This window comes from Mesorhizobium caraganae (assembly GCF_016836705.1).
Classification (GTDB): domain Bacteria; phylum Pseudomonadota; class Alphaproteobacteria; order Rhizobiales; family Rhizobiaceae; genus Mesorhizobium; species Mesorhizobium caraganae.
The window spans coordinates 1-21456 of record NZ_JAFCGY010000030.1 but is presented as its reverse complement, the minus strand read 5'-3'; the positions used below and the strand labels follow the sequence as shown (position 1 = coordinate 21456).

Here is a 21456-nt window from a genome sequence, read left to right as displayed (position 1 = left end):
AGCGTCCTTGAGGACGGCGATTGCGGTTTCGTGGTCAGCTCCGGACATTGAAGAAGGCATGTAAGAAACACGCCAAGAGCGTCTCCCGGCGCTGCCTTATTTTGTTGGTTTTTCAAAACGGCTAGGCGCTGTCTGTCGGCTTGGGTGCACGGCCCAGCGTCTAGCAGCCCCGGGATTTTGTCGGGAGGTGTACACAGATTGCCTTGCGAGCCCCGATAGCTTTGGACAACTCTGACAAGTGATCAAGTACGCTGCCGAGGCCAGAGCCGGCGATGCCACGCTCTAGCCCGTTGCCGTTGAGCGGCCTCCTTGACGTCGGCCTGCCAGCTCCCCCTCGCCTCTCCGCCATCTCTACTGCGAATAGCCCGGCGGCCCAACTCCTCTTCCCTACCGGCCACGCTCCTGACTCCGCTGCTCGTTCAGCGTCGACCCTGGCCTGCCTGTCGAGGACAGCGTTCTGCCGCGACCACCATCGTTTTCATTCCAACCCTCTCAGTGCCGCGGCCAATTCGAGAAGCTCCCTATCCCCCGCCGCGTCAGCACGCTCAATCGTCTTCCGCACGAGCAAGATATCGTCCCAAGCCGCAAGCGCTTCGCGTTCGGCGGTGTCGGATGTCCGACAATGTCGGATACGCAACACAGCAGAGCCCGATTTATCATATCGCCTCAACCATTTTCTCATTTGGCACGGTACGTGCGTGGTCATCCGCAAACGCGTCACTGACCAAGGAGAACTCATGATCACCTCACTAAAAAATACTGCCGCGGGCCTCCCAGACCCATCCGAAGATGACGCTCGAGCGAGGCCCAACAAATTGAAGACGGTTGCTCATCCGGCTCGGCGCTGTCCGCCGATCCACCCTCGCCCACAAGGAGAAACGGGGACGCAGCGCCTTCAAAACGAGGAACAAAGCGCTTTGCCTCGAACCTTGCTTATCGACCCGACGCCACAGCGGGAGCCATCGATCGAACTTCGGTCTCACTGGCTGCGCAGGGCATTCATTGCGACCGCCTTGGTTCTCTCGGCGACCGCTCCGGTTCTGGCCGCCAAAAATGACGGCAAGGTGACGGATTTCCTGCTCGACAACGGCATGGAGGTGGTCGTCATCCCCGATCACCGTGCGCCGGTCGTCACCCATATGGTGTGGTACAAGATCGGTAGCGCCGACGAGCCACCGGGCAAATCTGGCCTTGCCCATTTCGTCGAGCATCTGATGTTCAAGGCTCCGACGATCAACCATGTCGCCGGCGAGCTCGACCGCGCCGTCTCCGCCATCGGCGGCTCGCACAATGCCTTCACCGATTACGACTACACCGCCTTCTATGTGACGGTGGCGCCTTCGGCGTTGGAGCAGATGATGAGCTTCGAGGCCGATCGCATGTTCACCCTCATCCCCACCGACGATGATATCAAGACCGAGCGCGACGTGATCATCGAGGAGCGCCGCTCGAGCATCGACAACAATCCGCAAGCCGTGCTGGACGAGGAAGTCGACGCCACGCTGTGGCAGAGCCAGCCCTACCGTATCCCGGTCATCGGCTGGATGCGGGAGATGGAGACGTTGAACTGGAACGACGCGGTCTCTTTCTACGACCTATACTATAGGCCCAATAACGCCGTGCTCGTGGTGACCGGCGACGTCGAGCCGGAAACGGTGAAGGCGCTGGCCGAAAAGACGTATGGAAAGGTTTCGGCGGGTCCTGGTTTAGCCCGTATCCGCCCGGTCGAGCCGGAGCAGAACACCAAGCGCACGGTGACGCTGACCGACGCGCGCGTCTCGGAGTCGCGCTTTTCCACGCAATGGGTGGTGCCGTCCTATCATACGGCCGAACCTGGCGAGGCCGAGGCGCTCGACCTCCTGGCCGATATCCTCGGCGGCGGCAACCGCAGCAGGCTCTACCAGCAGCTGTTGGTGAAGCAGGGAATTGCCGCCGAGGCCAGCGCCAATTTCCAGGGCACCGTGCTGGATGCCACCAACTTCACCATCTACGCCTCGCCGCGCGGCGATGCCAAGCTCGCCGATCTGGAAGCGGCGGCCAATGCCGAGGTCGCCCGCATCGTCAAGGACGGTGTGACCGATGACGAGTTGGACAAGGCCAAGGACCGCCGTGTCCGCTCGGTGCTCCTCGCCCGGGACAACCCGGCCTGCTTGGCCCACATCTATGGCTCAACGCTTGCCACCGGCGGCAGCGTAAAAGATGTCGAGGAATGGCCGGACCGCATCCGCAAGGTCACCGCCGATCAGGTGAAGGCCGTTGCCGCCCGCTATCTCGTGCCCAGCCATTCGACCACCGGCTATCTCTTGCCCAAGACGGAGAATTGATGTCATGACGAACCAATACCGCGGCGCTTTTGGACACGCCTTGCCCTCTCCAGGAGAAGGCAGGGCCGCGCGCCGCATCACCCCGCTGGCTTTCCTTCTCCTCGCCGTTCTTTTCCTCATCCTGCCGGCGCTCACCGCCCATGCGGCGATGAACATCCAAGAGGTGAAATCGCAAAAGGGCATCACCGCCTGGCTGGTGGAGGACCACACGGTGCCGATCATCTCGGTCCGCTTCGTCTTCAAGGGCGGCACCACCCAGGACCCGGTCGGCAAGGAGGGACTCATTCATCTGATGACCGGCCTGTTCAACGAGGGTGCCGGCGATCTCGACAGCGATGCCTTCCAGGTGAAGCTCGACGATGCTGGCGTCGAGATGAGCTTCGAAGCGCAGCGCGACGGCATTTATGGCTCGATGCGCATGCTTTCTCTGCGGAAGGACGCCGCTTTCGATCTGCTCAGGCTCGCGGTCAACAGGCCGCGCTTCGACCAGGAGCCGGTCGACCGCATCCGTGCCCAGATTTTCTCCGGCATCATCGCCAATGAGCGCGACCCCGAAGCGATCGCTCAGCGCAAATGGCTGCGCGCGATCTATGGCACGCATCCTTATTCGAGGCCGGACGAAGGGACCAAAGTGAGCCTCGCCGGCATAACGCCGGCCGATCTCAGCGCCTTCCACAAGGCCATTTTCGCTCGCGACGGGCTCCATGTTGCCGTGGTCGGCGACATTGACGCGAAGAGGCTGAGTGAAAAGCTCGACCAGCTGTTCGGCGAATTGCCTCAGAAGCAGACGCTCTCCCCCGTTGCCGATGTCGCCGCAAAACTCGGGCAGCAGGTGGAGGTGAACTACGACCTTCCGCAGACCTCGCTGCAATTGGCTTTTCCAGGCGTTGGACGCAGCGAGCCGGATTTCTTCGCCGCGCTTTTGATGAACGATATCCTCGGTGGCTCGCCCTACACGTCGCGCCTGTGGGAGGAGGTGCGCGAAAAGCGCGGCCTTGCCTATGGCGTCGGCTCTTATCTGGCCGGTTACGAGCATTCTCATGCGCTGCTGGTTACGACGGCGACACGCTCGGACCGCGCCGCCGAGACGCTGAGCATCGTGCATCGGGTGGTAAAGGATATGGCACAGCAGGGGCCAACGGAGGCCGAGCTCGAGGCGAGCAAGAAATATCTGATCGGCGCCTATGCCATCAACGATCTGGATTCCTCCAGCTCGATTGCAGCCACGCTCGTCGGATTGCAGGTCGACAATCTCGGCATCGACTACATCCAGCGCCGCTCCGCCCTCATCGATCAGGTGACGCTCGACCAGGTCAAGGCTGCGGCGAAGAAGCTGCTTTCGGCCGAGCCCGGCATTATGGTCGTTGGCCCCCTGATGGGGGGCAAAGGATAAGTCCAGGAGCCCATTCGTCTTCCTTGTCCCCTTGTGAGGCCTTTTCGCGTGTGGAGCGAAGTCCGGTTCGGTGGCTAGTGAGTTTTTTAAAGGCCCGCGGAGCGGTTTTCGCGGGCCTTGCGAGGCATTTGCCGGTTCAGCCGGTCGACTCGCCTGATTGTGGCGCGCTTCTCCTCACGCCAAGCTTCTCTTCGGGTGGATAGAGGACCCCGATCATGGTCCGCACATTGAACGCGCAGGCCACCCGCATGCACCGCGTGCAGATGTCGAAGCCGACGTCCGATTGTTCAATTGTCGCCTAGCGAGAACCGCGAGCCGTCGATTAGAGAATTCAAAGTATTTTCCCTTTCCAGTTGGGGGACGGTGGTCTACCAGCTGCCTGGCCGAGGCCCTAGGGAACCCGGCCGTCGCGGGATACATCGCACCCTGCTACATATACCCGCTGCGTCGAGGAGGAATCCGGTATTGCCCCTGTGCCTGCCGATGATCCGTCACCTGAAATCCCCCGACCTGTTTGGAGCCATCGACTGCCTGCCGGCACTTGTCAGGCGGATTAGCAAGCGGACATTCGAAGTCCTCAACCCGTCGACCGGCGACGTGCTGGCAGAGCTTCCCGACATGGGCGTGGAGGAGACACGCGCCGCAATCGACAGGGCCTATGTCGCGCAACCTGGATGGGCGGCGTTGACCGCACGTGAGCGCAGCGACGTTCTGTGGCGTTGGTATCAGTTGATCATCGACCACGCCGACGACCTCGCCGCTATACTCACAGCGGAGATGGGCAAGCCGCTTGCCGAAGCCAAATCGGAGGTGTCGCATGCTGCGGCGTACCTGCAATGGTACGCCGAGGAGGCCAATCGCATCTATGGCGAGACGATCTCCGCACCATCGACGGACCGTCGGATGCTGGTGATCAAGCAGCCGATCGGCGTCGTCGGGACGATAACACCCTGGAATTTCCCAGCCTCGATGGTCGCACGCAAGATCTCGCCAGCCTTGGCCGCAGGCTGCACCATTGTCCTTAAGCCCGCTGAGCAGACGCCGCTCGTGGCTGGCGCAATGTTCGTCCTCGCCCACCAGGCCGGCTTTCCCGAAGGCGTCGTCAACCTGATCTATGCATCCGAAGGTGATGCCGTCGGCCGCGAACTCTGCACCAATCCCAAGGTCCGCAAGATCAGTTTCACCGGCTCAACGGAGGTCGGGAGGCTGCTGATGCGCCAGTGCTCGGACCAGATCAAGAAAGTCAGCCTCGAGCTGGGCGGCAATGCACCTTTCATCGTCTTCGACGACGCCGATATCGACGCTGCGGTTGACGGAGCGATCCAGGCGAAGTTCCGCAATGCCGGCCAGACTTGCGTTTCGGCGAACCGCCTTTACGTCCAATCGAGCGCTCACGATGAGTTCGTCGAAAAGTTCGTGGAGAAAGTCCGCCACTTATCGGTTGGTGACGGTTTCGCTCCCGGAGTGGACATCGGACCGCTCATCGACAAGCATGCTCTGGCCAAGATCGAGTCGCACATCGCAGATGCGATCGCCAAAGGCGGCACAATTCGATGCGGGGGCAATCGCATCGGCAAGGATGGCACGTTTTTCGAACCCACGGTCCTCACCGAGATTTCCAGCGTGATGGCGGTTGCGCAGGAAGAGACTTTCGGGCCGCTGGCGCCGATCATTCGCTTCGACGATGCGGATCAGGTCGTGCGTGAGGCCAATGACACGATTTATGGCCTCGCCGCCTATTTCTATGCCTCAAATCTGAAGCGTGTCTGGCGTGTGGCCGAGGCATTGGAATATGGCATGGTGGGTATCAACACCGGACGCATGTCCTCGGAAGCGGCACCCTTCGGCGGGATGAAGCAGTCCGGCATCGGGCGGGAGGGTTCCCGCCATGGCCTCGAGGATTACCTCGAAATGAAATACCTTTGCATAGGCGGCATCTGAAGCGTCTGCTTGCGCGGTTCGCAGAGCGGGTAACCCAGCCCTATCCACGTCTTGAAGACATCCGGATGTCGGGGCGGTGATAGGGAGTGGCCGGATTCGTGGACAATGTCGCTTATTTGCTCTTCTGGACGAGCACGCGTTCCAAATTCTCATAAGCCCGGCGGTGCCGTTCTTCCGGCATGCGTTCCAGATTGTGCAGCTTCCAACGGACTGCGGGCAGTTTATTGGCCCCTTCAATGCCGAGCAGATCCCATCGCGGGCGACGCGTCTTGAAGGAGAGCAGGAATTTTCGCTGATCGTCGGTCAATGCCTGATTGAGCTCCGTAATCAGCCGCTCACGAACGGCCAGCAATTCATCGAGGCTGACTTCGATCTGCGACATGCGCAAAAACTCACCTTCGTAGATGCCGGCAATGTCTTTGCGGGTCGGCTGAAGGAGCTCTGCCATCGTACGGTTACGGCTGATGAGATAAACGAGAAAGGTCTTCACCAAATCCTTGGTGAGCCCCTCGTTCTCGAGCAGCAGTTTGACATCGAAAAGATCGCGCGGATGTTGCCGGTCGAGCGCGGCGCAAATTTTTCCGGCATAGAGATCGGGGATTGAAAGGAGCTGCATCTCGACGTAGCCGAACTGCTCTTCGACCGCCGGCGATACCTCCCGTCGTTCCTCAGGAAATACCGAGCCGCGCAGCACGGGCGAGAGTTCTACCTTGATGCGGTCGCCGGCCTGGGTCACGAACAGACGCAAGGCGTCGCGCTGATCTTCATATGATCTGATGATCTCCGTATCGGGCATCGCCTTTGAGATCGCGTCTGCAATGCGTGAGAGCGCTTCAGCGATTTTCTTGAGCGCCTCGTCACGCTCTTCCATGGGCAGGTAGACAAGATCGATGTCGACGGAGAGCCGCGGCAGATCGCGAATAAATTGATGGCGGTGCCGCCTTTGAGGGCAAAGCACGTTTAGGAGTCGGACTTGTCTGTGGTAAGGGCTGGTTGTGTCCACATCTCCTCCGGAACCGTTATACGGTATTTTGGATCGAGTCGGCCGCCTCTGACGAGCACTCTGTTGCCGCTGCCAAGGCCAAGCTCATCAAGCGCTTCGGGTTTGGGGAGCTTCTTCAGCCAGGCGTAGGAATGGCGCTCAGCCATCCAATAGAACAGCCTGCGCAATTTGACGTTCGTGCATTTGCGCAAGAGCTGCTCCATCCGCTTTGGCGAGAGCGTGGTCATACCCTGGAGAAGCTGGTCGGCATGCTCGAAGGAGATGGTACCGGGCACGTCCATGAGAACTTCGAGATAAGCCCGCTCGGGCGACGACATTGTGAACGGCCAAGCGCTTGCCCGTTGACCCGGTATGTCGCCATCCACGAAAGACCTCTCATTTGTGTCGTACTCGCGGTTGACCAGACCGGAACCGCCTAGCGAGGAAAGACGGTTTTGGCGGACGAACTGGACAGAAGGCAGCGCATCTTGTAGCCAAGCTGGCAAAGCGTCTTTGCCGTAAAGATGGACCATGCGTTTCCGCGAAAGTGGCAGGTAGTGCGCAAATCCTTGCAATTCTAGCGCGGTGAGCCCGCCGACACTTAGATCCGTGCGGAAGATGGTCTTCAACGCGGCGACGACGCCTTGCCATGTCAGGTGTGTACCGGGGCGTATATAAACACCGGATGCGAGCGGTGTGAGTTGCCTGCTTTTGATTAGATTATCCAGCGCGTGGCGATCGAAGTCCGGGTTCTGCTTCGCCAGCCATTGTCTCGTCACTGGCAGCCCGTCAGGCACCAGGTTTTGCAGCAGTTGTCTCCGGTCGGCGTTCGTTGGCATAGTTTATAAAATCGCTATCGATGCGGCGATGATCGCCGCATTCCATTGGTTCTTATAAACTAGCACGTTTTTCTGATGATTTACAATTTATCCGATTTACGGCGATCATCGCCGCAAATAAAATGATCTGTAAACAAATCCCTTAGCGCGCTCTGCGTTCGGCAACGCTAAGCAGAATGTGTGTCGCTATCGGATCCCCACAGAATGACGTCGCGTCATCACGACACCAAGAGTTATCGTTTTCGCAGGTGATCCCTCCCCGACCTGTCGCCGGGTCAAAGTGGATTTCGGCAAATTGGTACCGTGATCCGATCCCTTCGGGTCATCTCGCAATCGGCGATAGATGACCTCAACGAAAGGACTGATCGCAGGCCTCCATCCTGGTCACCCCTGACAATCTTGATTTCGCAAGGCGGCTTAGTATTGGACGAGCAGCTTGTACTACCGATCTGATCTTATCCACACGGTCACCACATCCGCTAGAAGCCCTTTGGCGGCTCTGCTCGAGGGATGCAACGGGCTGCGCAGCGACCCCCTTGCGGTGTACCACAGGTGCATCGACCTTTGTAAAATGCACTGAAACTGTGTGAAACATCCGTCTTTGAGCTGAGGCTAGTTGTCTTCCTACTCATCTGCTCGGCCATGCGCTGCTCCAGTTCATCAAGGAAGGGTGTCAGCGATTCGGAAACGCGGCCAGGGCGAGAAGGTCGACGGCATCTATCCTTGTTCCGTCGATCTGACCAGGCCGTCCTGGGTTCCTGTGGCTGAGCAAGCGGCGTCGATGGTGGTGAGACGTTCCTGATTGATATCATTACGCAGGCGGCTTTCGATTTTCAGGTCGGCGCGCGGGCCGAGATAGAGACATTTGGACCCCTGGTTCCGATGATTCGTTTCGAAGATGCGGATCAGGTTGTGCGTGAGGCCAACGACACGATCTACGGCCTCGCCGCCTATTTCTATGCCCCAAATCTGAAGCGTGTCTGGCGTGTGGCCGAGGCCTTGGAGCATGGCATGGTGGGCATTAATACCTGACGCATGTCCTCGGAAGCGGCGCCGTTCGGTAGCTGTCAAGGCTGGCGAAGTCGCGGCTGCCGCGCGGATCAGCGCCTGGTCGAGCGCATCCTTGAGGTGGCCATGGTGGGCTTCGACGGCGCCATTCTCGTGCGCCTCGCCCGGATTGTTGCGGCTTGGCTTGATCCGGTAGTGCCCGCAGAGTTCCAGATAGGGCCGGGTGATGTCGTCGGCCTGCTTGCGGCTAGGTTCATGAAGGCTGCCGACAGGCTGTTCGGTGCGATGCTCGGCCGCCACGCCACCCAACGTCCATAGGGCGTTCTGGAGGTGCTCGGCGAGCGCGGTGAAGCTCTCACCGGATGGGTGCTTACGCTCGAGCGCGCCGGCCTCATCAGAAGGCAGCCAAGGACGCGTCGCAATCCTGCATCGCGACGGGTGTCAGGTATGATGTGAAGCCATGAACGGGCCGATTGCTGCATAGAGCGGATCTATGAACCATTTCTTCAACGACGCCACATACTGGCGGTGCAGGATGCCCTGCGAGCACTTCGGCGATCGCCTTCTTCAGGCCAGGCTGATCGTCGGAGACGACGAACTCAACCCCGCGCAGTCCGCGAGCCTTCAGAGTCTCCAGGAACGCCTTCCAGCTCGATCGGCTCTCGCGATTGCCGAGCGCGGAATGACCGTGATGGGATTCGCATGCTTGAGCGGCGCGGTCATGGTGCCGCCCCCACGAGGTCGAAACGAGCTTGGGCCTCCCTGCCCTCACCGCAGAGGTAGGCGTGCAGCGCGGTCAGGCAAGCATTCGCGCTCTTGAGATCCCGCTGGCGCTGCAGGTCAATCGTGAGATCGGCAAGCTTATAGATAGGATTGCGCACGTGCATCAGGTCTGTGATGGTCTGGTCTTGGTCGGCGGTTTGCATCTTCGGACGCTTGGTGTCGTGCCTCAGGTTCCGCCTGATCACGTCCTCGTTGGTATTGAGCCAGATCGAGACCGCTTTCTCGCCGACATGATGCCGAATTTCCTCGATCATGAACGCTCCACCACCGGTTGCGAGCACCGCCGGCCCTTGTTCGAGCGACTGCCTGATCTCATTCACCTCAAGATTCCTGAAATGCGCCTCGCCATCCTCAGCGAAAATCTTAGCTATGGACTTGCCGGTCTTTGCCTCGATCTCTTTATCGGAATCGACGAACCTCAGCCCTAGTTGTTTTGCGAGTGCACGGCCCAAACTGGATTTCCCGGCGCCCATCATGCCGACGAGCACGATCGGTCGCGCGCCCAGGGCGCCAAGAATCTCTGTTGCGATCGGGGAGCGCGCCGTGCGTCTCGGCGGGGCCACTTGCAACCGACGAGCTAGGCCGGCGCCAACTGTGCTATCCGATTCGGCTTCCCAGTGGGGGATCCCTAAGGCCCCGTCGGGGATGACAACCTTGTTGCAGGCCTGTCGCACGCGCTCCAAGAGTTGCTCGGCTATGGACTGATCCAGGGGCTCTAGGCTTCCTCGCTGCAGTTCCTGCAGCTTCTGCAGCTCCTTGTACGTGTCGTGATTGTCGATCTTGGCCTTGTAGCTGTCTGCGGTGTGGAACTCCACCTCGAAGCGGTAGCCGCCCGGCGTGGCGAGCACAGTCTTGATGCCGACGAAGGTCGGCGATCGCATCCTGAACCAGTTGGTCGTGCTGACCTCGGCATAGCCGCTCTCGTCGAAGCCTAGAATAGCTTTCTTGAAGGCACGTGTAAAATCCCTATCAGGGAGTTCGAAGACGTGGCGTACAGCGCTGCTGATCAGCTGGGCGCCGACCTCAAACGGGGCCTGCATGCCGATGAGCTGGTCTGTCATCGAGCTTTCCGATCTCAAACGCTCAACGAGATGGGGCATCTTCACCTGGATGTCAGCTCTCCTGAGGGCTTCGGCAACTGAGATTGCCGTCGGGGTGATGTCCTTCTCTTCGGCTTGAGCGCGGGAAGCCTCCATTTGGGCGCGCTGTGCAGCCTGCTCACGAGTCAATGTGATTGTCGTGGCGGGATCATCGGCAGCAAGCCCTCGGCCCGAGGGTTCAGGCAGAATGCCCCGCTCGGCAACAAGTTTGATCGAGGTTTGCATGACTGATGCCGCCAGCGTCGGATTGTCCTGGAGATCCTCCAATGTCGCATCGACATCGAACCGACCCTGGTTGAGGCTAGCCGCAATGCTCTTGGTGTAAGGCACCGATTTCAACCCTGGTGTCTGTTGCAGCAGGCGCCGAAGCTGCCTGCTCTTGAACATAAAGATGTGGGCGCCAGTGTCGGATTTATAGGCGTCAGTTCCGACCTTGATGCCGAGGCTCAGGAGATTGTTTGCACTTTGCACGAGGTCGGGCGGATTGTAACCATCCGGTCGCGGGTCGATGCGCGCAGGATAACGGTCGACGAGAAGCTGGACGCGGTCGCGTGGCTGAGCCGTTACCGAATAGGTCTCCGCCAACTCCGGGAACAGCTCGCAGAGCGATTGGCTCATTGCGGGCTGTGGCTCGCTCACGCTGGCGACTGTTCCGGGCAGGAGTTGCTCATCCAGCTTCGCGGCCCACGCCTCGAGCTCGGCTAGGAGCAACTCGGCCATCTCGCGCGCGACCGGATGGTCTGCCAGCTCGATCTCGTGGCGCGCCTTCTCGAGCTTGTCCTGGACGTTCTGAGCACTGACCTGTTCCTCCTCCAACAGGCCTCGGATATCTCGCTTGAGCTCTTGGTGAATGCCTTCGTACGTGCCGAAGATGGCACGCTCGGCAAACCACTGTCGGGCTTCATGGGATTGAGCCAGAAAGGTTCGCTGCAGGCCGGTATAGATTTCCAGAACATTCCGCGTGGCGGCGAGGATCTGGCTGGCGCGACCGAACTTGTAGCGACCGTCCTCAATCGCCGGGGTATGCGACTTTGGCGGCTTGAGCGAGCGCAATCCGCGAGCTTGCTCCTCTTGATCGAATTGCCTAATATGGTCGTAAAGCTGCGGCCGGTTGCCGATGACGATGAGGCTATCCCCGTCGAAGTCGCCGTCAAGTTTCTTCTGCTCGCCGATCGGGACGGCAACCACCGAGCCCGCAGCGAATACCTCAGTCGCCTGCAGGATGCCGATGCAGTCGACCGGCGTGTCCGCCTTTGCGCGGTCCTTGCCCTTGGTCCAGCTCGAATGGCACTTGACGTCCTCGGCAGACATCACCAGCCCCTGGTCGGCGAAGTCGGCTGGCCACATCTCATCCGGCACGACGATAAGAAGCCCTTTGGCAAAGAAAGTCGGATCGTCGGTCGCCAGTTCCTCCCGCGACTTCTGGGCGACATTGAAACTGTATTGCATAGTCACGCACTGATCGAGAAACGCCGTAGTCGGGTCACCATCAGCGGCCGACCTGACCTGGTCGGGGATGAACGGGCGGAGGTTGGGCTTGTCATAAGGAGACCGCCCGATCAGCACGCCACCACCGCTCAACGTCTCGCTCTTGAGCGTCGGAATATGGAGACACTCATCATTAGACGGTACAGCAACCGCGCCGAGGCCTTCAATATGTCCGGCCGTCACCGTTCGAAACAGCTCGTCGGACGTCAACTCCCGCTCTTGTTTGCTCTCGAGCCAGATCATGGCCTTTTCTCGGGCCTCATCCGCCACTTGCTCGCTGCGCGGATAATGTTGCAGCGCCGAGACTGGCAGGCATGATTTCCTTCCCTCACCAAAGGCAGGCACCCGGTCAGGACCTTCCTGCTCGCCGGCGCGACGAACAGCTGGCATAAGGTTGGCCAGCGAGGCCCTGATGAAGCCGCAGCCGTCATGCGGTCGCAATGCAATGGGACCATCCGGCCCCCTCAGCTTGAAGGGATGCTCCTCGTTGGCGGGACGGTCCGGCAGCAGCACCAATTTGAAGGCGCCTTCCAGCGCGTAGTCGTGCGGAGATAGACCTTTGATCGCCGGAGGCGCGGCAAAACCCCTGCGCTGGGTATAATAATAGGCCTCTTTGAAAGGGGCCCAGGCGCGCGACAGCTGCTCGAAGGCCGTGCCGGGTGCGGTTTCGGCATACGGAATCGCCAGCAGCTTTCCCCCGGAAGGCTTTGCTAGCTCGCCTGCAGCACGGGCCGCAATCTGAGACACGGTCAATCGCGGCGGCTTTAACTTGCTGCCGCCGAACAGATCCATGCGGTATGGCACACCGTTGACGCTCACCGTACGCGCCAGCATGAAGGCACTCGGGGTTCCTGGCAGTTGCACCGCGACGACGGGCAAAGCCCCCGAGGTCAGGCGATGAAAAATCGAATAGCGTGTCTCGGGCTCCGTGGTCAATTGCCGGCCCAGCATATCCACCACCGGCAACTGCATCAGTCCCGCGTCACCCTGCGGCGGTCTGGGCTCGTGGTCCATGGTTCGTAAGACCTGATGCACGTCGAAGACCGACGCAGGATGTTGCGCCTGGATCGCCGCCGCATCCTGCTCCATGAATAAGTCCAGCGCATCCACCGGACTGTCCGCCTCGATCTGCGCGATCAGGTTCCAGCTCATGCTGGAAAGGTCGCTTTCAATGAGGCCGCGCGTCCTGTCCAGGATCTCCTTGGTCTTGCACTCCAGGTCTTGCTGCCTCACCCGCAAGTCGGACCTCTTGCCCTCGACATACGGTGACCTGAATAATCTCTCCAGGACCGCACGGGCCTTGAGCGTCTGATAGATCGATAAAGCGGGGCAGCGGGTCGCAAGCGGCCCACGGGTCCGCTCGGCATCGCTTGCGTTCAGATGCGCTTCGATCTTCTGCTCGACCACGGGTTGGAGATCGTTGAGCAGGTTGAGCGCCTGCTTGCGGTGCCAGCGCAGCGGCTTCTGTGGGCTGCGCGCAAGCGGCAGCAGAGCAGCACACAGATTACCCATGGTTTCCAGATCGTTCTGGGTCGTAAAATCAGGGGCTTGACGCAATTCCGAGAGCCGATTCAAGCCTGTCGGTGCGAGCAAACCGAGATCATCAGACAACCGAGCCTTACCCAGCGCCTTGAAAATGGTTGTGATGTGCAGAACGTCAGCCTGCCCCAGACGATCATTATCATAATGCAGGTAGTGGGCGAGCTTGTGCAACCGATCCTTAGGCAGAGCGGCGTCTGTAATCTCCTCACTGTCTTCTGCCCTCATGATTATTCGCGACAGAGCATTGGCGAGCATACTCAGCTCAGGCGTGGTGAACACACCGAATCGTTGCCCTCGAGCACCCAATCCGCGCGCGATGTCCATCGTGGTCTGCCAGCACGCCGCCTCTTCCGGCCACTTGGTGAACCCGTTCATCAAGGTCGCCACTACCTGCGGAGCGAAATCAAAGAGCTGGCGCTGACGGGCTTCCCCGGCGATTGCAATCGCGGCTTTGCGACAGTCATCCCCGTCCGGCCACTTGCTGAAGCCGTTCAACAGGTTGGCCAGTCCCTGCGGGGCAAAATCAGAAAGTTCGGCGCGGCGAAGGACCTCACCCGCGATCGCAAACGTGGCATCCCGACAGTCCGGCGCTTCCGGCCATTTGCTGAAACCATTCACCAGATTAGCCAAGTGCTGGTGGGTAAAATCAGAGAGCCGGGCGCCGCGACGAAGGACCTCACCCGCGATCGCGTCCGTGGCGTCGCGACAGAGCGGCGCTTCCGGCCACTTGCTGAAACCGTTCACCAGATTAGCCAGCTCCTGGTGAGTAAAATCAGAGAGCCAGGAGGCGCGATGAAGGACCTCGTGCGCAATCGCGACTGTGGCTTGCTGAGACCCCGCCTGATCTGGCCACTTGCTGAAACCGTTCACCAGGTTCGCCAGCTCCTGCGAAGTGAAATCAGAGAGCCAGATATCACGGCCAAGAACCTCCTGTGCGATTGCGACCGGGGCGTCGCGACAGTCCGGCGTTTCCGGCCATTTGCTGAAACCGTTCACCAGATTAGCCAAATGCTGGTGGGTAAAATCAGAGAGCCGGGCGCCGCGGCCAAGAACCTCCTGTGCGATTGCGACCGTGGCGTCGCGACAGTCCGGCGCCTCCGGCCATTTGCTGAAACCGTTCACCATGTTCGCTAGTCCCTGCGGAGCAAAGTCACAGAGCTGGCGGCGACGGACCTCGTTGGCGGTTGCGACCGTGGCGTCGCGACAGTCCGGCGCTTCCGGCCACTTGCTGAAACCGTTCACCAAATTAGCGAGGTGCTGGTTATCAAAATCACAGAGCCGGGCGCCGCGGCGGAGGACCTCATGCGCGGTTGCGACTGTGGCTTGGCGAGATGCCGCCGCTTGCGGCCACTTGCTGAAACCGTTGACCAAGATCGCCAGTTCGTGCGGAGCAAAATCGGAGAGCTGGCGCCGGCGGATTTCCTCCGCGATTGCGACTGTCGCCTCGCGACAATCCGCCCCGTTCGGCCACTTGCTGAAACCGTTCACCAGATTAGCCAGGTGCTGGTGAGTAAAGTCGCATAGCCGGGCGCCGCGGCGAAGGACCTCATGCGCGATCGCGTCCGTGGCTTGCTGATGCCTCTCCTCTTCCGGCCACTTGCTGAACCCGTTCACCAGGTGCACCAAGTCCTTGTGATTAAAATCAGAGAGCCCGAACTCGCCGCGCGCGGCGCGGCGACTGACCTCGCCGGCGATCGCGTCTGTGGCTTGGCGAGACGCCGCCTCTTCCGGCCACTTGCTGAACCCGTTCACCAATGTCGCCAGCGCCTGCTGAGTAAGATGAGAGAACTGGTCGGCGCGGCGAAGGACCTCACCGGCGATGGCGACCGCGGCGTCGCGACAATCCGCCCCGTCGGGCCGCTTGCTGAAACCGTTCACCAGATTAGCCAGGTGCTGGTGAGTAAAATCACAGAGCCGGACGCCGCGGCGAAGGACCTCGCTGGCGATCGCGTCGGTGGCTTGGCGAGACGCCGCCGCTTCCGGCCACTTGCTGAAACCGTTCACCAGGTTCGCCAGTCCCTGCGGATCAACCCCAGAGAGCCGGTCAGCGCGGCGAAGGACCTCGCTGGCTATCGCGACTGTGACTTGCTGAGACGCCGGCTCCTGCGGCCATTTGCTGAAACCGTTCACCAGGGTCCCCAAATCCTGGTGATTAAAGTCAGAGAGCCCGAATTCGCCGCGCGCGGCGCGGCGAGTGACCTCACCGGCGATTGCGACTGTGGCTTGGCGAGACGCAGCCTCTTCCGGCCACTTGCTGAACCCGTTCACCAATGTCGCCAGCGCCTGCTGAGTAAGATGAGAGAACTGGTCGTCGCGGCGAAAGACCTCACCGGCGATCGCGAGTGTTGCATCGCGACAGTCCGCCTGTTGTGGCCACTTGCTGAGACCGTTCACCAGGTGCGTCAGATCCTGGTAAGTAAAATCAGAGAGTTGGGCGCGGCGGCGAATGACCTCACTGGCGATCGCGACTGTGGCGTGATGATAGTCCGCATCGTCCGGGCATTTGCCGAACCCGTTCACCAGGTTCGCCAGCTCCTGCGCAGTAAAGTGAGAGAGCCCTTGCTCGCGGGCGCGGCGAGAGAGTTCTGTGGCGATTTTGACTGTGGCTTGGCGATAGACCGCCCCTTCCGGCCATTTGCTAAAGCCGTTCACCAAGTTCGCCAGGTCCTGGTGGTTAAAATCAGAGAGCGCGAACCCGCCGCGGGCGGCGCGGTGACCGACCTCATCGGCAATCGCTCCGGTGGCTTGGCGAGACCACTCCTCTTCCGGCCACTTGCTGAAACCGTTCACAAGGTTCGCCAGCTCCTGCGAAGTAGAATCAGAGAGCCGGGCACGGCGGTCACGACGGAGGACCTCACCGGCCATCGCGCCTGCGGCTTCGCGAGACGCCGCCTCTTCCGGCCATTTGCTGAACCCGTGCACCAAGTTCGCCAGCTCCTGGTGAGTGAATTCAGAGAGCCGGGCACGGCGGTCGCGGCGCAGGATCTCGCCCGCGATCGCAACTGTGGCTTGGCAAAAGACCTCCTCTTGCGGGCACTTGCCGAAACCGTTCACCAGGTTCGCCAAATCCTGGTGATTAAAAGCAGAGAGCCCGAAGTCACGGCGAGTGCGGCGAAGGACCTCACCGGCAATCGCTCCGGTGCCTTGGCGAGACCACTCCTCTTCCGGCCACTTGCTGAAACCGTTCACAAGGTTCGCCAGTTCCTGCTGCTTAAAATCAGAGAGCCGGAAACGGCGGTCGTCGCGGCGACGGACCTCACTGGCGACGGCTTCCGTGCCCTCACGAGTTTCCGACCGTTGCGTCCACTTGCTGAAACCGTTCACCAGCAACGACAGACTTTGACTATTCAGCGCCCCAAGTGCCCTGCCCTCATCGCGGCAAAATTCGGCGATTCTGATCGTTCCATTGCGGCATGTCCTCGACTGCGGATGCCGACCAAATGATGTCGCGAAGAGCGAAAGAGCTTTGGGGTCGACTTCGCGCACTAATGCACCATGAAGCTGCGACACCCGAGCTGCCATCGCCTTGCAAGCTTCGACACCTTCCTGACCTCCGGCCTCGCGACTCACCGCGTTGCATGTGGTGGCGTAGCCCCATGACTTCCCGCGGCGGATATCGTCCTCGAAGCGTGTGACAAATTGATTTCTGAACTGGGCGGCGGCCTTTTGCAGGAAGGCTGCATGGACCCCGTCGCCCGCCCCCTGCAGCCGTCTGTCATGCTCCACTACTGCACATGAGAATCCCACGATGTCACGGGCGAAATAAATCGCGTGTAGAGCTTCGTTAGATTGTTCTTCTGAGATTGCACTTTGCACGCTCTGCGTGGCGACATCATCCAGGCGCCGCCTTTTTGGTCTGCGATCCAGGCCGGATACGGATTGTCTGCGCGAGGAAGGAGCACTTTGTTGTGAACTCCTGGACTGATCGGCACTGCGGCCCTCGGCACCGGAACGCGACGAACCTTCTTCCCAATTTGGCGCGCCCCGATGCGGCAAGTAGCGAGAACCGGGCTGGCCGTCACGCGTATTAACGGAGGGATCGGCTGATGTGCGGCGTCGGACATCGCTGTCCGAAGGTGGCCTTTGAGCGGAGGACGCCCCTAACTCTCGATCTTCAGAGCGCAAGCCCTGCACGACAGAACTGAACGTCGAGCCAGATCCACCGCCACGATCTGATTCACTACGGGACCAGTGCGTGTCTGGTCCGCTGGGCGCATTCAAACGCCGGTCAACTCCCGTCAAAATCCGTCTCCTATGTAAGCGAGAACACGCCGATTACAGCGCGCACACACGGTGCCGCCGCGGCGACCTCAACGGCGTTGTTTCGACACCGCAGAACGGAGCTCCTTAGGTACGCTGCGCCGACAAGACGTGACCCGCCACAACCGGCAAGCGCGGATCGTCATTTTGGCGCAATTGTGTGTACTCTGGCATCGAACATACCCCCTGCACCTGACGTAAATCTGACCTGCGCACAGCTGAACTCGGGGTCAATCCGGCGTCGCGTTGCGTTCACCCCATTTCGCCAGTCGTCCGGGAATTGCGAAGCCCCTATCAATGTCGGGCCGGGCTTGTCACATAAACCAAGCGTCAGGATTTGGGCGATATGAACACTTCTGTCGTCCAGCTACAGAGGCCACCGCTTCCCGCCCGAGATCATTGTCCACGCGGTTTGGCTTTATTTCCGATTTCCGCTGAGCCTGCGCCTTGTCGAAGACATGCTGCTCGAGCGAGGGATGGTCGTCTCCTACGAGACGATCCGTCGTTGGGTCAAAAGTTCGGTCCAGACTATGCCCGCCGGCTTTCTCGCGGCGCTCGCGCTAAGGATATGAGCCCGCCCTTGACGAGACAATGCATTTGCATTACCTACCGGAGCGATGGTTCCAATCTGAACTCAGGAGGCTGGCATGGTTGCGCTCGCTCAGGATGTCTCCAAGCTCACCGATCGCTATCAGACGACGGTGCCAAGCGGTGTGCGAAAGCATCTGCAGCTTGGGAAGGGCGACCAAATCCGGTATTGTACCGAACCGAGTGGTCGGGTCTATATTGAGGCGGTGCACGAGGCTGCCGATCCGGCGCTCGGCGCATTTCTCGATCTTCTCGAAGCGGATATTCAAGCTCACCCCGAGCGGCTGAAGGCGTTCGACGGGGCGCTATATGATCGGCTAAAAGCGCTGGTCGGGGATGTCGAAGTTGATCTCGATGCAGCGCTGTCTGCCGATGACGAATGACGAAACGAGACGCGCCACTTAAGGCTCCCCTCGTCATCAATGGGTGGTCGATCTACGCGCAGCCGCTCTTCCTCGATCAGCTCGAATGCCTGATCGAGGAAGTTGAAGCCCGCAAGGCGCGCGATCCCGTCAATTACCGGAAGAAGAACTGCACCAAGCGGTTGGCTGCAATCGCCAGACTCGTGACCAACGATATCCCGGCTGACCCGGCGGGGGCGCAATTTCGGCAGGGTGATACGCTCGGCAGCGGCCGCAAGCATTGGTTCCGGGCGAAGTTTTTTCAGCAGTATCGTCTGTTTTTCCGGTTCGATAGCGCCAGCAAGATCATCGTGCTCGCGTGGGTAAACGACGATGACACCTTGCGTGCCCACGGCAGCAAGACAGATGCTTACGCGACCTTCAAGAGCATGCTGGATAGCGGCAATCCTCCCGACGATTTCAAAGCGCTGTTAAAAACGGCAAAGGCAGCGGCAGAACGGTTCGAGGCGGCAGTCAAAGCGGCAACTGATGGCCAGGCAGGGCTTCAGACCAACCCGAAGCCTACTGCACGAATCCCACGGTGCGTTCGGCCCTTCGACGCAGGCGTCACCGAGGAGTTCGTGACAGCTGACTGCCAGGAGAGTGCGCCATTGACTTTGCGTGCTCGAAAAATTGATGGAGGCACTCTACCGCAACTCGGGCTATCATCGGCAGGTCACGATCGCATTATGTGGAAGGCCACTGGTAAATGCTGCTCAGATTGATCAATTCGGTGAGCGACGCAGACGTTCAACTCGTCGGATTGAATGTCAGAAACTCGCCATTTGCCAGAGGCACCTAGCCGCATGCCTATCGCCTGCAGGTGACGTTGAACTGAAAAGGTACCGTCTTCCAGCAGCTCGCTTACGCTCTTATTGCCAAGGGCCTCGAGAGCGGGCGGCAAGAGTCCCCTCGCATCGATTAGTTCCGCTGCCGATTGCAGCGCCGCCGCAATATGCGACGTGGCGATACGCATAGCTGTGGGCCAAGGCTCCCTGGCTCTGAAAGTCCCCTGCCCTGTTGCGGCCGCATCGCGATTCCCATATAGTCAAGATAGTCAGAATGGTCACGGAGCCAAATATGCTATCTATTCCCAAAGAGGAGACCAACTGGACCGTCGCTCGGGCCAAGGCGCGGCTCTCGGAAGTCATCGAGCGTGCGCAGGCGGCGCCGCAAACGATCACGCGGAACGGCAAGCCAAGCGTCGTTGTCGTCTCGGTCGAGGAGTGGCAACGCAAGACCGCGCGCAAGGGCACGCTTGCCCAGTTCCTGCTGGAGTCGCCGCTGCGCGGCGCCGACCTGGACCTTGAGCGCCTACGCGACGAACCGCGAGATCTGTCGCTGTGAGGCTTCTACTGGACACCAATGTTCTGTCGGAGGTGACTAGGCCTGCCCCAAATGCGCACGTCCTGGAATGGCTGGACGGGCTCGATGAGGATCGCTCGTTCATTAGCGTCGTGTCGATGGCCGAGATCCGGCGCGGCGTTGCCCTCATGGATGAGGGTAGAAAACGGGACGCACTGGCCGAATGGCTCGCCCGGGACCTGCCGCAGCGCTTCGAGCAGAGGGTTCTCTCCGTGGACGAACCGGTTGCCCTAGCCTGGGGCGACCTGATGGGCCTCGCGAAGCGGCGTGGCCGCGGCCTTTCGTCGATGGACGGCTTGATCGCAGCCACAGCGATTGCCCGGGAACTCACCCTGGCAACGCGCAATACGAAGGATTTCGAAGGCTTTGGAATTGAGCTCTTCGATCCGTGGGTGGGATGAACCGCTCGGCGCCGTATAAAGCCGTGGAAGCGACCTGGAAAAGGAAGGATTGGTTTGCTCTCATACCGATTGCTGAAACCACCCAGGCATTCTCCTGATCGGCGACTGGACGTCCTCGCGGTGGCTGCACACGGTCGTGCATGATTTTAAAGAGCGATCGCCGGCGATGTCACGTTATCTGCATTTGAACGCAATGAGACTTTAGCGCTGATCCCATCTGGCTGCCGTTGTCAAGCGAAGTGAGGATTTGACCCCGTTGGCGAAGTGAAGAACTGACCCCCTTCATTGGTTTGCTGTTTCGTTGGTTTCGAGCGCCGGTCCGGTCTTCTGCAGGAGGCCGGATCGGCGCTTTTCGCGGAGCCGATAGCTGTCGCCACGGATGGTGATCACCGTCGAGTGATGAAGCAGGCGATCCAGGATCGCCGTGGCCACAACGGGGTCGCCAAAAACGCTTCCCCATTCACCCACAGAGCGGTTGGAGGTGATCAGAATCGATCCCTTCTCGTAGCGACGAGACACGAGTTGGAAGAACAAATGGGCGGCGTTGGCCTCGAAGGGCAAATAGCCCAGCTCGTCGATGATCAATAATTTCGGCCGCGACAAGGTCGTCAACTGTTTGTCGAGCGAGCCATCGGCGTGTGCCTTGGCCAGCATTGCCACCAGCGTCGCCGCCGTGACGAACTGCACGTTGTAGTTCTGACGGATCGCCTCGCGACCCAGGCTCACGGCAAGATGGGTCTTGCCCGTTCCGGGCGGCCCGAGGAATAGGACCGTGTCGCCGTGCGCGATCCAGCGGCAGGTTGCAAGCTCTCTGATCTGACCTTGATCCAGCGAAGGCTGGGCATCGAAGTCGAAGCCGTCCAATTCGCGCACGAACGGGAACTGGGCGAGCTTGCTCGACATGGAGATGCGCCGCTCGGGGACTGTCAGGATTTCCGTGTACGGGCGGGCGGTTGAACATTATGCCGCCATGGCCCTGATGAAGCGCTCACCGAAGATTACGGCGAACTGGGCCTTTGCCATGGACCATTCACGTGGCGG

Annotated in this window: 10 protein-coding genes and 4 pseudogenes; 9 read left to right on the top strand and 5 right to left on the bottom strand. The window is 60.2% G+C overall.

The features are described 5' to 3' along the window. Positions 1–737 precede the first annotated feature (737 nt). The 3 genes from JQK88_RS29315 (at position 738) to JQK88_RS29305 (ending at position 5658) form a co-directional block, all read left to right on the top strand. Positions 738–2324 (top strand): M16 family metallopeptidase, encoded by a 1587-nt coding sequence (locus tag JQK88_RS29315; protein WP_376740469.1) that lies wholly within the window; start codon positions 738–740, stop codon positions 2322–2324. Between the two features lie 4 nt (positions 2325–2328). Continuing rightward, positions 2329–3717 carry a M16 family metallopeptidase gene (locus tag JQK88_RS29310; protein WP_203280250.1) on the top strand — a complete coding sequence of 463 codons (1389 nt, stop codon included), beginning with the start codon at positions 2329–2331 and terminating at the stop codon, positions 3715–3717. A gap of 483 nt (positions 3718–4200) precedes the next feature. Continuing rightward, positions 4201–5658 (top strand): NAD-dependent succinate-semialdehyde dehydrogenase, encoded by a 1458-nt coding sequence (locus JQK88_RS29305; protein ID WP_376740471.1) that lies wholly within the window; start codon positions 4201–4203, stop codon positions 5656–5658. A gap of 112 nt (positions 5659–5770) precedes the next feature. On the opposite strand, the gene JQK88_RS29300 is transcribed toward JQK88_RS29305, so the two are convergent. Beyond that, entirely contained in the window at positions 5771–6661 is an 891-nt protein-coding gene (locus JQK88_RS29300) for a nucleotidyl transferase AbiEii/AbiGii toxin family protein (RefSeq protein ID WP_203280248.1), read from the bottom strand. Further along, a complete protein-coding gene (locus JQK88_RS29295) occupies positions 6619–7479 on the bottom strand; it encodes a type IV toxin-antitoxin system AbiEi family antitoxin domain-containing protein (RefSeq protein ID WP_203280247.1) in 861 nt (286 codons plus the stop codon). Before JQK88_RS29295 ends, JQK88_RS29300 begins: the two co-directional genes overlap by 43 nt. 849 nt (positions 7480–8328) lie before the next feature. Between JQK88_RS29295 and JQK88_RS29290 the strand changes: the two are divergent. Beyond that, positions 8329–8508: pseudogene (locus tag JQK88_RS29290) on the top strand (aldehyde dehydrogenase family protein); the annotation flags it as partial. Between the two features lie 523 nt (positions 8509–9031). Here the strand turns inward: JQK88_RS29290 and JQK88_RS29285 are convergent. After that, positions 9032–9163, bottom strand: a pseudogene (locus JQK88_RS29285) (transposase); the annotation flags it as partial. 43 nt (positions 9164–9206) lie between these two features. Beyond that, entirely contained in the window at positions 9207–17216 is an 8010-nt protein-coding gene (locus tag JQK88_RS29280; protein ID WP_203280246.1) for a shikimate kinase, read from the bottom strand. A gap of 800 nt (positions 17217–18016) precedes the next feature. Between JQK88_RS29280 and JQK88_RS29275 the strand changes: the two are divergent. The 5 genes and pseudogenes from JQK88_RS29275 to JQK88_RS29255 form a co-directional block, all read left to right on the top strand. Then, positions 18017–18204, top strand: a pseudogene (locus JQK88_RS29275) (IS6 family transposase); the annotation flags it as partial. A 103-nt stretch (positions 18205–18307) separates the two neighbouring features. Continuing rightward, the gene (locus JQK88_RS29270; protein ID WP_203280245.1) at positions 18308–18631 is read left to right on the top strand and encodes a type II toxin-antitoxin system PrlF family antitoxin; all 324 of its coding nucleotides are present in this window, start codon (positions 18308–18310) and stop codon (positions 18629–18631) included. Then, positions 18628–19374 carry a type II toxin-antitoxin system YhaV family toxin gene (locus JQK88_RS29265; protein ID WP_446669884.1) on the top strand — a complete coding sequence of 249 codons (747 nt, stop codon included), beginning with the start codon at positions 18628–18630 and terminating at the stop codon, positions 19372–19374. Before JQK88_RS29270 ends, JQK88_RS29265 begins: the two co-directional genes overlap by 4 nt. Positions 19375–19729: 355 nt before the next feature. Further along, positions 19730–19996, top strand: a complete 267-nt coding sequence (locus JQK88_RS29260) for a type II toxin-antitoxin system prevent-host-death family antitoxin (protein WP_203280244.1) — start codon at positions 19730–19732, stop codon at positions 19994–19996. Further along, positions 19993–20415: a type II toxin-antitoxin system VapC family toxin gene (locus tag JQK88_RS29255; RefSeq protein WP_203280243.1), complete on the top strand. Its 423-nt coding sequence runs from the start codon at positions 19993–19995 to the stop codon at positions 20413–20415. Before JQK88_RS29260 ends, JQK88_RS29255 begins: the two co-directional genes overlap by 4 nt. Positions 20416–20697: 282 nt before the next feature. On the opposite strand, the pseudogene istB reads toward JQK88_RS29255, so the two are convergent. Continuing rightward, positions 20698–21351: pseudogene (gene istB, locus JQK88_RS29250) on the bottom strand (IS21-like element helper ATPase IstB); the annotation flags it as partial. Between the last annotated feature and the right edge of the window lie 105 nt (positions 21352–21456).

What these genes read in the sequence shown, in the direction of transcription:
- JQK88_RS29310 (WP_203280250.1), top strand. Translation starts at nt 2,329, where the DNA reads ATGACGAACCAATACCGCGGCGCTTTTGGACACGCCTTGCCCTCTCCA.
- JQK88_RS29260 (WP_203280244.1), top strand. Translation starts at nt 19,730, where the DNA reads ATGCTATCTATTCCCAAAGAGGAGACCAACTGGACCGTCGCTCGGGCC.
- JQK88_RS29305 (WP_376740471.1), top strand. Translation starts at nt 4,201, where the DNA reads ATGATCCGTCACCTGAAATCCCCCGACCTGTTTGGAGCCATCGACTGC.
- JQK88_RS29265 (WP_446669884.1), top strand. Translation starts at nt 18,628, where the DNA reads ATGACGAAACGAGACGCGCCACTTAAGGCTCCCCTCGTCATCAATGGG.
- JQK88_RS29270 (WP_203280245.1), top strand. Translation starts at nt 18,308, where the DNA reads ATGGTTGCGCTCGCTCAGGATGTCTCCAAGCTCACCGATCGCTATCAG.
- JQK88_RS29315 (WP_376740469.1), top strand. Translation starts at nt 738, where the DNA reads ATGATCACCTCACTAAAAAATACTGCCGCGGGCCTCCCAGACCCATCC.
- JQK88_RS29295 (WP_203280247.1), bottom strand. Translation starts at nt 7,479, where the DNA reads ATGCCAACGAACGCCGACCGGAGACAACTGCTGCAAAACCTGGTGCCT.